The sequence below is a fragment of the Micromonospora gifhornensis genome, assembly GCF_016863515.1.
In the GTDB taxonomy this organism is placed as follows: domain Bacteria; phylum Actinomycetota; class Actinomycetes; order Mycobacteriales; family Micromonosporaceae; genus Micromonospora; species Micromonospora gifhornensis.
Genome location: NZ_BOPA01000023.1, coordinates 71,292 through 84,231, shown reverse-complemented (window position 1 = coordinate 84,231; position 12,940 = coordinate 71,292). Strand labels below are relative to the sequence as shown.

Genomic DNA, 12,940 nt, shown 5'->3' with positions numbered 1-12,940 from the left:
CCGCTGCGTGGGTTGAAGCAGAGCAAAGGGCGCTCGGGGGAATGAGGGTGGGGGCCGTCGTCATCGACGGCCCCCACCGGCTTGATGCTCAGGTGCCGGCGTGGCCGGCACGTCAGGTGTTATCCGGCGTACGTCTCGAACTCGGCGATTCGCGGGGTGCCGGAGGAGCCGGTGATGTCGAAGGTGATCTTCCGCAGCGAGGTGGCTGGGAAGGTGATCACGCCGGCCGTGCTGCCGGTGGCCAGGACCGCGCCGGTGTCGTGGTTGAGCAGTCGCCACGACCGGACGTTGCCGACCGCACCGGAGGCCTCGCGGATGTTGACGCGGGAGACCCGGGTGGCGGTGTCCCACTTGATGGAGATCTGGCCGGTCGATCCGGACGGCGACCAGGCGGTGCTCATGTTGCCGTCGCGGACGTCGCCGTAGCTGGTGCCACTGGCCTTGCTGGAGCCGTCGGAACCGGCCCCGATGCTCAGGTTGGTGCCGCTGGGCTGGCTCGGCGTCGGGGTCGGACTGGTCGGGCCCGGCGTCGGGGTGGTCGGGCCCGGGGTGGGCGTGGTCGGGTTGCTCGTCGGGTTCGTCGGCGTGCAGCTGCCGTTCGACGTACGGATGCCCTTGTTGGCGCCGGCGGTCTGGCGGACGATGTCCGGCACGCAGTTGGCCGGGTCGAGGCGGTACGAGTACGGGATGCTGACGCTGGTGTTGGAGGTCGGGTTGGGGCCGGCCGGGTTGGTGTCGCCGCTACGGCTGGACCAGGTCACGTTGTCGAAGATGTTGCCGCTGACCTGCCAGTAGCCGGCCGCGTCGGTGTAGAAGGTGCCCAGCACGTCCTTGGCGTTCTGGAAGTAGTTGTTCTCCACCTTGGCCTGGGCGCCGGCCCGGGAGTTGATGCCGGACTCGTTGATCCGGGAGAAGTGGCTGTTGAAGATGTGCGCGACACCGCCGCGCAGCAGGGGAGCGCGGGAGTCGATGTTCTCGTACAGGTTGTGGTGGAAGGTGACGAAACCGTTCGACAGGTCGCTCTCGCTGGAGCCGATCAGGCCACCGCGACCGGAGTTGCGCAGGATGCTGTAGGACAGCGTCACGTACTGCGTGTTGTTCTTCATGTCGAACAGCCCGTCGAAGCCCTGCGACTCGCCGCCCGAGGCCTCCAGGGTGACGTGGTCGACCCAGACGTTGCGGACGTTGGCCTCCATGCCGATGGCGTCGCCGCCGTTGGAGGTGGGGGAGCCCGACTTCTTGACGTTCCGGACGGTCACGTTCTGGATGATGATGTTGCTGGCCTCACGGATGTGGATGCCGATCTGGTCGAAAGTGGCGCCGTTGCCCACTCCGAGGATCGTGACGTTGCTGATCTGCTTGAGCTCGATCACGTCGGCGGCGGTGTTGCAGCTCGACCCCGACACCTTCGTGGTGTTGCCGTGGTTGATGGTCCCCTCGACCTGGATGGTGATCGGGGTGCTGCTGCTGGCCCGGTTGCACAGGGCCGCGTGAATCTGGGTGCCGGTGGTGGCGCGTACGGTCTGGCCGCCGGCCCCGCCGGTGGTGCCGCCGTTGCGGGTCGCGAAGCCGGTGGCGCTACCGACGGCCGCCGACGCCTGTGGCGTCATGACGGCCATACAGACGGCGGCTCCGGTGGCCGTGGTGGCCAGCGCCGCCAGGATTCGTAGCGCGACTGTGCGTCTCATCCTTGCCTCACCTTCCTTGGTGGTGGTGAAAGGAAGGGCCCCTTGTTAACGCCTCCGGTATAGGAAGGGCCCCCTTTTAACAGCGGTGTGTGCCGCTACAGCGGCAGCCGGTCGGCGCCGGCGAGCGGGCCGACGACCAGCGGCACCAGCGGTGCCGGCAGCACTGGGCCGTGCCGCATCGTCGGCGTCCATCCGGCGTCCGGGGACAGGTCCGGGTCGTGTCCGGCGTTGTACGCGGCCACCAGGTCGACCGGACGCGGCAGCCCGCCTGCCGGCGTGATCCAGTTGCCCCGGGTGGTGATGGCGGTGCCACCCCAGTCGTAGAGCAGGTCGGCGGCGGTGATGCCGGTGCCGAGGGTGAAGTGGTTGTTCTCCGCGTACACCGCGGACTGCACGCCCACGCCGATGGCGTACTCGAAGTCGTCGCCGGCGAGCCGGTAGGCGTTGTTGTAGAGGTCGACCTGGCCGAAGCGCACCCGGGGCAGCCGTTGCAGCGACCCGTCGAACAGGTTGTGGTGCAGGGTGACGTTGAGCCGCCCGACGTCCGGGCCGACGGTGTTGGACGAGCCGATCAGCATCAGCTTGTCCCGCCCGTCGAACCGGTTCCAGGCGGCGGTGACCAGGCTGGCGGTGTGCGTGATGTCAAGCGCGCCGTCGTGCACCTGGTACGGGCGACCGAAGTGGACCGGTTGGGCGCTGTCCGGGCTGTCGCCGTCGGTGAAGGTGTTGTGTTCGATCCAGACGTTCTCGCTGCGGCGCACCGAGATCTGGTCGTACTGGGAGTTCCAGTTGCCGGTTTCGCCGTCGGTAGGGGACCAGGCGGGGAAGCAGTCCCGGGCGTCGTCGAAGGTGATGTTGCGGACGATCACGTTCGTGACCCGGTCGATCATCAGGGTGAGGCCGGCCAGCCGCGCCCCCCGCAGCCCGATGACCGTGGTGTTCGCGCCGACGTTGATCTGCGTGTGCCGGGTCTGGTTGGTCACCGACCGCACCCGGGCTTCCTCGACCGGCCCGCTCGGCGCCACCCGACCCCAGACCGCCGGGTCGTACGCGGCCAGGTACGCCTGGAGCGAGTAGCCGGGATCGGCCAGATCCGTGCAGTCCAGCAGTGTGCCGTCGGGGCCCTCGAACCCGTCGATGGTGCCCTTGACGTACACGATCTTTGGGGTGTTGTTCGTGGCGTTTGTGGCGTTGTCGCCGCCGAGCGCGGCGACCAGCTCGGCTCGGGTGGTGACCACGTGCACCTGGTCGGCGGTCGCGGTCGAGCCGCCGGTGGTGCCCGGCCCGGCGGACGCCCAGCCGTCACCGGCCGGCAGCGTCTGCCGCCCGAGCTGGCGAGCCAGCGGAGACAGGGCCAGCGGAGACAGGGCCGGTGCAGACCGGGCCGACGGGGACAGGGCGGCGGTGACGCTGGTCCCGGCCGGTACGTGGGCGGCGGCGGGAGCGGGTGCGACGGTCAGGGTGAGTGTGATCAGTGCCGCGCTGGCGGCGATTCTGCGCATGGGGTGGGTCCGTTCCTTCGTTGTGTTTCTCGTATGTAACGAAGGCTACGGATAGAGTTTTATGAGGGTCAATATTATTGTTATGCAGGTTTGTTGCATTAATTGTGATCGGCCGGAATTGACCCGGCCTGTCCTGGTCGGGAAGTGCTGGTCAACGCATTGAGTCGATCCATTTCGGATCGTCGATTTGCAGTCCGGTTGCCGTTACCTCCTATTTCGGTGCGGTGACCCGCCACGGCGTGACAGCCCACGGCACGCCCGATTCCGACGGCAGTTCGCCACGCTCGGCGGCGCGACGCAACACCGCGTTGACGCCGCGGATGCGCAGCACCCGCTGGGCGCCCTCGCCGACCGGGTCGACCAGTTCCCCGCCGAGCAGCGTGGGCTCGGGTGCCTCCTGCAACGTGGTCAGCAACGAGGTGAAGGCGGCGGTCCTGGCCAGCGGCGCGATCAGCGGCACCCGGCGGTCGGCCCGATGCGCGAGCAGGTTCTCCAGCAGTCCCTGCCGGCCGGGCACCACCCGCGGACCCGCCTCGCCGGGCAACCACAGCCGGTCGGTCGGGTACTCCAGCACCGCCCGGCCACCGGTGCCGGTGACGATCACCTCGCCGGCGATGAAGTCCTCCCCGGCGAGGGTGACCGCGGCGACGATCGGCGGACCGACCACCTGTCGCAGCCGCAGCACCGCCGTGTCGTCGACCTCGATCGGCCGTACCCGGTACCGCTCCACCTCGACGGTGGCCGGCTCCACCGGCTGCCCGGTGACCGCCTCGGCGACGGCCAGGCACTGCATGACCGCGTGCGCGAGCGGGTTGGCCAGCGCGCCGTCGAGCACCGGCCGGCCGTCGAGCAGCCGCCGTCCGGCCCACGGGGCGCGGGCGTAGTACGCGTCCGGCCGTTGCCAGGCCGCGACCGTCGCGATGCCGGTGACCGTACCGAGCCGGCCGGTGCTCGCCGCGTCGGTCAGTGCGGTCAGCGCCGTCGAGCCGAGCGCCTGGAACCCGACCTGCGCCACCCGGCCGGTGGTCGCCAGGGCACCGGCCAACTCCTCGTGTTCCCCGCTGGTGAGCACCGGTGGCTTTTCCAGCAGCAGGTCGGCGCCGGCGGTCACCGCGTCCCGGGCGATCGGCAGATGGGTGTGCGGCGGGGTGCAGATCACCACCACCTCCGGGGCCACCTCGGCCAGCATCGCCCGATGGTCGGTGAAGATCCGGGTACCCGCCGGCACCGGCGCGGCCGGTTCCTCCTCGATCGGCCTCGGGTCGACCAGGGCGACCAGCCGCAGCCGCCCCGCGTCGTGCAGCGGGCCGATCACCCGCCGGTGCCAGCGACCATGCCCGTTCGCTCCGATCAGCGCGACCCGTGGCGTGTTAACCGCGACCCGTGGCGCGTTAACAGGGGGCCCTTCCTCTACACCAGGCGTTAACAAGGTGCCCTTCCTTTCCCTCAGGCGGCGGTGAGGGTGGTGCGGACGCCGTGGGTGGTGAGGTCGGTGAGCCAGGTGGTCACGTCGGCGCGTACCTGCGCGTCGGCGGCCACGTCGGGCGGGACGATCTCGTCGAGGGCGAGCACCGCGTCGACCGCCCCGGCCGGGGTCTGCGGCGCGTCGGCCAGGGCGGCCCGGATGCGGTCCGCGAGCGGATCGTCAAGCGGCAGCGTACGACCGTCGTCGGCGGTGCCCTGGGCGAACCGGATCCAGGCGGCGAGCACCAGTGTCGCCCAACGTGCCGACCGGCCCTGCGCCCGCAGGTCGGCGATGGTGTGCAGGATCCGCTGCGGCAGCTTCTGCGAGCCGTCCATCGCCACCTGAAGGGTGCGGTGCCGGATCGCCGGGTTGCCGAACCGGGCCAGCACCTGCTCGCCGTAGTCGACCACGTCGACGCCCTGCGGCGGAGTGAAGCTGGCGGCCACGTCCTCGGCGATCAGCCGGCGCAGCACCGTCGCCAGGTGCGGCAGCGCGAGCGCGTCCGCGATCGTCTCGCAGCCGGCCAACGCGCCGAGGTACGCGGCGGCCGAGTGCACCCCGTTGAGCGTACGCAGCTTCAACCGCTCCCACGGCCCGGCGTCGGCGCAGAGCACCGCGCCGGCCCGCTCCCAGGCCGGCCGCCCGCCGGGGAAGTCGTCCTCGATGACCCACTGGGTGTACGGCTCAGCCGCCACCGCCGCCAGATCCTCCACCCCGAGCGCCCGCCGCGCCGCCGCGAGGGTCTCCGCCGTACTCGCCGGCACGATCCGGTCCACCATCGTGCCGGGGAACCCGACCTGCGTACCGACCCAGTCGACAGCGTGTCGTGGTGCCTGCGCGTACGCCAGGGCCTGCTGGACCAGGCCGCGGAGCCGGCGGCCGTTGGCGGGCAGGTTGTCGCAGCTGACCAGCGCGATCGGCCCGGCGTCGGCGGCGGCCCGGGCCAGCAGCCCACGCACCAGCAGACCGGGCACGGTCACCGGCGGCCGGTCGCTTGTCAGGTCGGCCACCAGCGCCGGATCCGGGCGCAGCGTCCCACCGGCCGGATCGAGCTGGTACGCCTTCTCGGTCACCGTCAGCGTGACCACCCGGATCGCCGGGTCGGCCAGCAGCGCCACCACCGCCTGCGGGTCGGCGGCGGCCAGCCGCACCCCGGCCAGCGCCCCGATCACCCGGGTGTGCCGGTCGTCGGCGGACAGCGTGCTGACGCTGAACAGGCTGTCCTGCGCGGTCAGTACCCGCACCAGGTCGGCGTTGCGCGGCGCCACCCCGACGATGCCCCAGTCACCACCGGCCGCCGCCACCGCCTGTTCGGTGTAGACCGCCTGGTGGGCCCGGTGGAACGCGCCGAGCCCCAGGTGCAGTACCCCGGCCGGCACGGTGCCGGGCTGGACCAGCGGACGCGCGTCGGCGGGCAGTCGACGCAGCGCCCCCAGGTCGAGTCGGGAGGCGCCCACGGTCACCGCCACGTCGGGCCGTCCGGGAAGCGGAAGGTGGCGATCGAGGACGGGTGCATGGTGGCGCTGTAGCCGGGTTCGGTCGGCAGCAGGTACCGCCCGTCGCGGGTACGTACCGGGTCGACGAAGTGTTCGTGCAGGTGGTCGACGTACTCGACCATCCGGCCGTCCAGGCTGGTGCCGACCCGCAGGTAGTCGAAGATCGCCAGGTGCTGGACGTACTCGCAGAGGCCGACCCCACCGGCGTGCGGGCAGATCGGCACCCCGAACTTGGCGGCCAGCAGGATCTCGGCGAGCACCTCGTTGACCCCGGCGACCCGGCAAGCGTCGATCTGCATCACACCGATCGCCTCGGCCTGCAACAACTGCTTGAAGATCACCTTGTTGGCGGCCACCTCGCCGGTGGCCACCCGGCACCGCCCGCCGGTCAGCTCGGCCATCGCCCGGGCGATGCGGGCATGGCCGAGGATGTCGTCGGCGTGCGTCGGCTCCTCGATCCAGTACGGGTCCACCTCGGCCAGCGCGGTCATGTTGGTGATCGCCTCGTCGACGTCCCACACCTGGTTGGCGTCCATCATCAGCAGCGCGTCCGGGCCGATCTCCGACCGGATGATCCGGGCCCGCCGCAGGTCGTCGGCGGGCGGTCCGCCGACCTTCATCTTCATCGCCCGCCACCCGGCCGCGTACGCCTCCCGGGTCAGGGCGCGCACCTTGTCGTCGGGGTAGCCCAGCCAGCCGACCGAGGTGGTGTACGACGGGAAACCGTCGCGCTCCAGCACGGCCAGCCGATCACCGAGCCCGTCACGGCCCTTGTCCAGGATGGCCGCGGCCTCGTCGGGAGTGAGCGCGTCGGTGATGTGGCCGAAGTCCACGTTGGCGACCAGTTCGTCGGTGGGCATCTCGGCCAGGTAACGCCACATCGGCTTGCCGGCGAGCTTGGCCCGCAGGTCCCACACCGCGTTGACGAGCGCCCCGGCGGCCATGTGGATGACCCCCTTCTCCGGGCCCAGCCAGCGCAACTGCACATCGGCGACCAGCGAGCGCCAGAACGCCACCGGCTCGGCGGTGATCTCCTGCACCGTCCGCCCCCGCACGTGATGGGCCAGGGCGTTCACCGCCGCGCAGGTGATCTCGTTGCCACGACCGTTGGTGAAGGTGAACCCGGCCCCGGTCGGCCCGTCGTCGGTGCTCAGCTCGACATAGGTGGCCGAGTAGTCACCCCGGTTGATGGCATCGGAGCCGTCGCCGGTGGCGGCGGTGGGAAACCGCACATCGTGCACATTGACATCAGTGATGGTGGTCATTGTTGCCCCTCCCCGAATTTGTAGACCTGCTTCGGCAGCCGGTACGCCAGGTCGACGATGGTCTCGGCGGCCTCGTCCATGGGCAGCCGGTGCTCGGCGACCAGCCGGGCCAGGAAACCCGCGTCGATGCGGCGGGCCACGTCGTGGCGTACCGGAATGGAGCAGAAGGCACGGGTGTCGTCGACGAACCCGGCGGTGTTGTAGAAGCCCGCGGTCTCGGTGACGGTCTCCCGGAACCGGCGCAGCACCTCGGGGGAGTCCAGGAACCACCAGGGCGCACCGAGCAGCAGAGCGGCGTACCCGCCGGCCAGCGGCGCGAGTTCCCGGGTGAAGGTGTCCTCGTCGAGGGTGTAGAGCACCACCCGCAGCCGGGGGTCGTTGCCGTAGGCGTCCAGCAGCGGGGCGAGCGCGTGCACGTACTCGGTGACCTGCGGGATGTCGCCGCCGACGTCGCGGCCGTGCCGGGCGTACAGCCAGCGGTTGTGGTTGCGGACCGCGCCGGGGTGCAGCTGCATGACCAGCCCGTCGTCGAGCGACATCCGGGCGAACTCCAGCAGCATGTGCGCAGCGAACGCCTCGGCGTCGCCGGGCTCGGCCCGGCCCCGCCGGGCCCGGTCGAACAGCGTCGCCGCGTCCGCACCGAGGTCGAGGGTGCGGGCGGTGCGGTGACCGTGGTCGGACGAGGTGGCCCCGGCGTCGATGAACGCCACCCGGCGGGCCCGCAACGCCGCCAGATAACCGGCGTACGTGCCGGTGTCCTCGCCGGTGATCTCGCCGAGCCGGTCGACGTTTGCCGACCAGTCCTCGAATTCCAGGTCGACCACGTTGTCCGGGCGGAACGTGGTGACCACCCGCCCACCCGGCCCGCCCCAGCCGTCGGCGGCCAGTTTGGCGTGCCGACCCAGGTCGTCCAGGGGCGACTCGGTGGTGGCCAGCACCTCGATGTTGAACCGTTCGAACAGCGCCCGGGGTCGGAAGTCCGGCTCGGCGAGCTTGGCGGCGAGGGCGTCGTACACCTCGTCGGCGGTGGCCGGGGAGAGTCGGGTGTCGACGCCGAAGACCTCGGTGAAGGTCTGTTCCAGCCACAGCCGTGACGGGGTGCCCCGGAACAGGTGCCAGTGCTCGGCGAAGCGACGCCAGATCCGTCGCCCGTCGGTCTCCACCGGGGTGCCGTCGCGGCTGGGCACACCCAGCTCGGACGGAGGTACGCCCTGGCTGAGCAGCATCCGGGTCAGGTAGTGGTCGGGCACGATGAGCAGCTGCGCCGGGTCACCGAACGGCTCATCCTCGGCCAGCAGCGCCGGGTCGACGTGCCCGTGCGGGGAGATGATCGGCAACCTTGCCACAAGCGCGTACAGCTCCCGGGCCAGTGCGCGTTGGCCCGGGTCGGCGGGGAGGAGCAGGTCTGGTCGGGTCGAGGTGGGCACGGGGTGCGACTCCTGGGGTAGAGGTCAGTCGAGGGTGAGCAGGTCGGCGACGCGTACCGGGGCGCCGGTGTCGAAGGACCGGTTGGCGGCCAACCCGGTGAGCAGGGCCAGCGCGCCGTCGCGGGCGCTTGCCGCGCGGTGCAGCGGGTCGGTCGCCCCGCCGAAGAGGACCTGGGTCATCCGGGCGTCCGCGCCACCGTGCCCGTGGCGGGTGTACCCGTCGACCTCGATGCGTTGCGGTGGGGACCAGAAGGGACGCAGGGTCAGCGTGGCCGCGCCACCCTCGGCGGCGGCCTGGTCGCCGTGCAGCGCCGCACCCTTGAGCGCGCCGGCTGCGGCCGGGCTGACGTAGTCGCTCTCGGTGACCTCCAGTTCGAGGCGGCCCCGACTGCCGTTGACCATCACCCGGTAGCCCTCCCAGGGGGCGTACGCGGTGAGGTGGTAGGTCATGGTCGCGCCGGTGGAGTAGGTGGCCAGCACCGCCATGTCGTCCTCGATGCTCACCCCGGGGGCGAAGACGTTGCGGTCCCGGTGGTAGCCGTCGGATGCCTCGGCGTCGAGGTACAGCTCGCGGAGTCGGGGGTGCTCGGCCAGGCGCAGCGCGAACGGGTCGTCGTCGGCGGCGGGGCTGGCGTGTGCCCGGTCGTAGTCGCGGGCGTAGCCGTGCCGGCGACCGTTCTCGCCGTAGAAGAACAGCCGTCCGGCCGCGTACACCTGCACGGGTGTGGCGTTCAGCCACCAGTTGACCAGGTCGAAGTGGTGGCTGGCCTTGTGCACCATCAGCCCGCCGGAGCTGGCCTTGTCGCGGTGCCAGCGGCGGAAGTAGTCGGCGCCGTGGCGTACGTCGAGCAGCCACTCGAAGTGCACCGAGCCGATCTCGCCGACCGCACCCTCGGTGAGCAGCCGGCGCATCTGCTCGTGCAGCGGGTTGTAGCGGTAGTTGAAGGCGACGGTGACCCGCCGGCCGGTGCGGCGTACCGCGTCGAGGATGCGTTGGCAGCGCGGCGCGTCGGTGGTCATCGGCTTCTCGGTGACCACGTCGCAACCGGCCTCCACGGCGGCGACCACGTACTCGTCGTGGGTGACGTCCACGGAGGTGACAAGCACGACGTCGACCCGCTCCTTGGCCAGCATCGCGGTGAAGTCCCCGGCGTGGTAGGTGGGCACCCGTGGGTGGCCGAGTTCGGTGAGCCACCGGTTGTGGGCGTCCATCCGGGCCTGGTTGACGTCGGCGAAGGCGACCAGTTCGGCGGTGTCGGCGTGGTCGCGGACCAACGCGCGGACGAACATCTCGGCGCGGGCGCCGGTGCCGACCACGGCGTACCGGGCCCGCCCGCCGGAGTGCGGAGACACGAACTGATCCTCCTCGATCTCTCTGCAAACCTTTGCAGCGAAGTAATCATGTTCGATCCCTTGGCGTCAACGGTGTATCAGCAATCAGCGGCCTTTGTGCTGATTCATGAGTATTGGAGGGCATGGCAAGTGCGGCTGTGAAACCTAGCTGTAATCATCGACCGTTGACACTGGCGCAACCGTTTGCATTAATTGGCGGCACCCGTGACCGCCGACACACGAAGGGGGCCGCAGTGCCTGTCACGATCCGGGACGTCGCGCGGGCCTCCGGGGTGCACATCTCCACCGTCTCCCGCACCTTCTCCGCACCCCACCTGGTCAACCCGGAGACGCGGGTACGGGTGCTCGCCTGCGCCGAGGACCTGGGCTACCGCCCCAACCGGGCCGCACGTGCCCTGATCACCGGCCGTACGCACAACATCGGGCTGATCATCGCGGACATCGCGAACCCGTTCTTCCCGCCCCTGATCAAGGCGGCGGAGAGCCAGGCCCGGCACCGCGACTACCACGTCTTCGTGGCCGACACCAATGAGGACGCCGCCGCCGAGGAAGAGCTGGTCCACGCCCTGGCCAAGCAGGTCGACGGGGTGCTGCTGTGCAGCCCACGGATGAGCAACAGCCTGATCGAGCAGCTCAGCCGGGAGGTCCCGCTGGTGGTGGTCAACCGCCAGTTGGCCGGGCTGCCGTGCGTGCTGATGGACGTCGGTCAGGGCGCCCGGTCGGCCATCGAACACCTGGCCGGCCTCGGCCACCGGGAGATCGCCCTGCTCGGTGGGCCGCGCGGTTCGTGGACCAGCCGGGAGATCCGCCGTGCGGCCGGCGCGGCGGCCCGGACGGCCGGCGCGGAGCTGACCGTGCTCGGCCCCAACCCACCTACCGAGCACGGTGGACTGGCCCAGGCGGAGCAGGTCCGCCGGGCCGGGGTCAGCGCCGTGCTCGCCTACAACGACCTGATGGCGATCGGCCTCCTGGAGGGGCTCGACGCACTGGGGGTGGCGGTGCCGCAGGAGGTGAGTGTCGTCGGGGTCGACGACATCTCACTGAGCCGGCTCACCCGCCCCAAGCTGACGACGGTGGCCACCCCGACCGCGGCCGCCGGCCGGACGGCCGTCGACATGTTGCTGCAACACGACACCGACCTTCCGCGCACCGGGCGGGCCGGCGGTGCCGGGACCACAGTCGGCGTCCGTCGCACCACCGCACAGGTAATGCTCCAGACCGAGTTGGTCATCCGCGACTCCACCGGACCGGGCCCGTATGCCGGCCGGGAGCGTCCCGGTGCCACTGCCGAAGGCCCGGGCCCGCATCGCCGTGCGGACCCGGGCGGCCCGAGAGTGGCCGCCGGTGACGTCGTCGCCTCCTAACGCCAAGGAGTGAGCGCACATGCACCCCGCAACGCACCCCACCAGCGCGCCCGACGGGCGCACTTACCGTACCCCCCTGCTGCGTCGCCGACTGCTGCGCGGCCTGCTCGCCGCGGTCGTGGCCCTGCCCCTGGTCGGGGCTGCCGCGGCCTGCGGCGGCGACGACGCCTCCGACGGCAAGACCAAGGTCTCCATCTTCTGGTGGGGCGGTGACGCCCGCAACGAGCTGACCGTGCAGGCGCTGGACCTCTACACCAAGAAGAACCCGGACGTCGTCTTCGAGACCACCTGGCAGGCCAACCAGGGCTACTTCGACAAGCTGGCCACCCTCACCGCCGGCGGCAACCCGCCGGACATCTTCCAGATCGACGACAACTACCTGACCGAGTACGCGGCCCGCAACGCCACCCTGGACCTGAAGAAGTACCAGGACGCAGGCGACCTGGACACCAGCAAGTTCCCGCCCAGCCTGCTCCAGTACGGCGAGGTCGACGGCAAGCTCGCCGGTCTGGCCGCCGGGGAGAACACCCAGGGCCTGGTCTACAACAAGACCCTGCTGGACAAGAACGGGCTGCCCGAGCCGACCACCGGGATGAGCTGGGAGGAGCACATCGCCTGGGCCGAGCAGGTCAGCAAGAAGACCGGAGTGCCCGGCACCCAGGACCCCAGCGCCGACTACAAGGCCTTCTGGGTGTGGCTGCGCCAGCAGGGCAAGGACCTTTACTCCGGCAGCGACCTGGGCTTCACCGCCGAGGACGTGACCAGGTGGTTCGAGCTGTGGAAGGGGGCCCGGGACGCCGGCGCCACCCCGACCCCGGACGTCATTCACGAGGGCAACGCCACCGACATCACCAAGCAGCTCGTGGTCACCGGCAAGTCGGCCACCTCCTGGGTCTGGGTCAACCAGATGCCGGAGCTGAAGAAGAACACCGCCGACGAGCTGGGGGTCATCGCCTACCCCGGTGACCCGAGCGCCCAGTGGGCCCGCGCCTCGATGTACTGGTCGGTCTTCCGGGGCAGCAAGAACGCCGACATCGCGGTCGACGTGATCAACTTCCTGGTCAACGACCCGGAAGCGGTCAAGCTGCTCGGCACCGACCGGGGTCTGCCGTCCAACCTGGACCTGCGTCGGGTGGTCAGCGACGACACCACCGACCCGGCGATGAAGCAGTCCATCGAGGTGGAGACCAAGCTGGCCGAGACCTTCGGCGAGGCCCCGCAGGTGCCGATCAAGGGCCACAGCAAGGTACGCGCCGAGCTGACCAAGGCCGCCGAGAACGCCCAGTACGGCCGGGTCACCCCCGCCGAGGCCGCCGCCCAGTTCGTCGCGGCCTGCAAAGCGGCAATCGCCTCCTGACCGCACCGCGTCACCCGGAGAGG

General features: G+C 70.7%; 9 protein-coding genes. 2 read left to right on the top strand and 7 right to left on the bottom strand.

What is annotated here, in order from left to right:
• Positions 1–119: 119 nt before the first annotated feature.
• The 7 genes from Vgi01_RS17560 to Vgi01_RS17530 all read right to left on the bottom strand — a co-directional run bounded on the left by Vgi01_RS17560 (position 120) and on the right by Vgi01_RS17530 (position 10,196).
• Positions 120–1,688, bottom strand: a complete 1,569-nt coding sequence (locus Vgi01_RS17560) for a pectate lyase family protein (protein ID WP_102655847.1) — start codon at positions 1,686–1,688, stop codon at positions 120–122.
• 95 nt (positions 1,689–1,783) lie between these two features.
• Positions 1,784–3,190 (bottom strand): pectate lyase family protein, encoded by a 1,407-nt coding sequence (locus tag Vgi01_RS17555; RefSeq protein ID WP_204291720.1) that lies wholly within the window; start codon positions 3,188–3,190, stop codon positions 1,784–1,786.
• A gap of 211 nt (positions 3,191–3,401) precedes the next feature.
• Positions 3,402–4,544 carry a Gfo/Idh/MocA family protein gene (locus tag Vgi01_RS17550; protein WP_199180032.1) on the bottom strand — a complete coding sequence of 381 codons (1,143 nt, stop codon included), beginning with the start codon at positions 4,542–4,544 and terminating at the stop codon, positions 3,402–3,404.
• Between the two features lie 92 nt (positions 4,545–4,636).
• A complete protein-coding gene (locus Vgi01_RS17545) occupies positions 4,637–6,124 on the bottom strand; it encodes a mannitol dehydrogenase family protein (protein WP_204291719.1) in 1,488 nt (495 codons plus the stop codon).
• Complete coding sequence (locus tag Vgi01_RS17540) at positions 6,115–7,416, bottom strand: enolase C-terminal domain-like protein (RefSeq protein WP_204291718.1); 1,302 nt, start codon at positions 7,414–7,416, stop codon at positions 6,115–6,117. The genes Vgi01_RS17545 and Vgi01_RS17540 overlap by 10 nt, the downstream gene beginning before the upstream one ends.
• Positions 7,413–8,843 (bottom strand): glucuronate isomerase, encoded by a 1,431-nt coding sequence (gene uxaC, locus Vgi01_RS17535; RefSeq protein WP_102655851.1) that lies wholly within the window; start codon positions 8,841–8,843, stop codon positions 7,413–7,415. The genes Vgi01_RS17540 and uxaC overlap by 4 nt, the downstream gene beginning before the upstream one ends.
• Positions 8,844–8,867: 24 nt before the next feature.
• On the bottom strand, positions 8,868–10,196 hold the full coding sequence (locus Vgi01_RS17530) for a Gfo/Idh/MocA family protein (RefSeq protein WP_204291717.1): 1,329 nt from the start codon (positions 10,194–10,196) through the stop codon (positions 8,868–8,870).
• Between the two features lie 233 nt (positions 10,197–10,429).
• On the opposite strand from Vgi01_RS17530, the gene Vgi01_RS17525 reads away from it, so the two are divergent.
• Positions 10,430–11,560 (top strand): LacI family DNA-binding transcriptional regulator, encoded by a 1,131-nt coding sequence (locus tag Vgi01_RS17525; protein ID WP_204291716.1) that lies wholly within the window; start codon positions 10,430–10,432, stop codon positions 11,558–11,560.
• Positions 11,561–11,579: 19 nt separating this feature from the next.
• Positions 11,580–12,917, top strand: coding sequence for an ABC transporter substrate-binding protein (locus Vgi01_RS17520; RefSeq protein ID WP_013734552.1), 1,338 nt, complete (start codon positions 11,580–11,582; stop codon positions 12,915–12,917).
• Positions 12,918–12,940 lie beyond the last annotated feature (23 nt).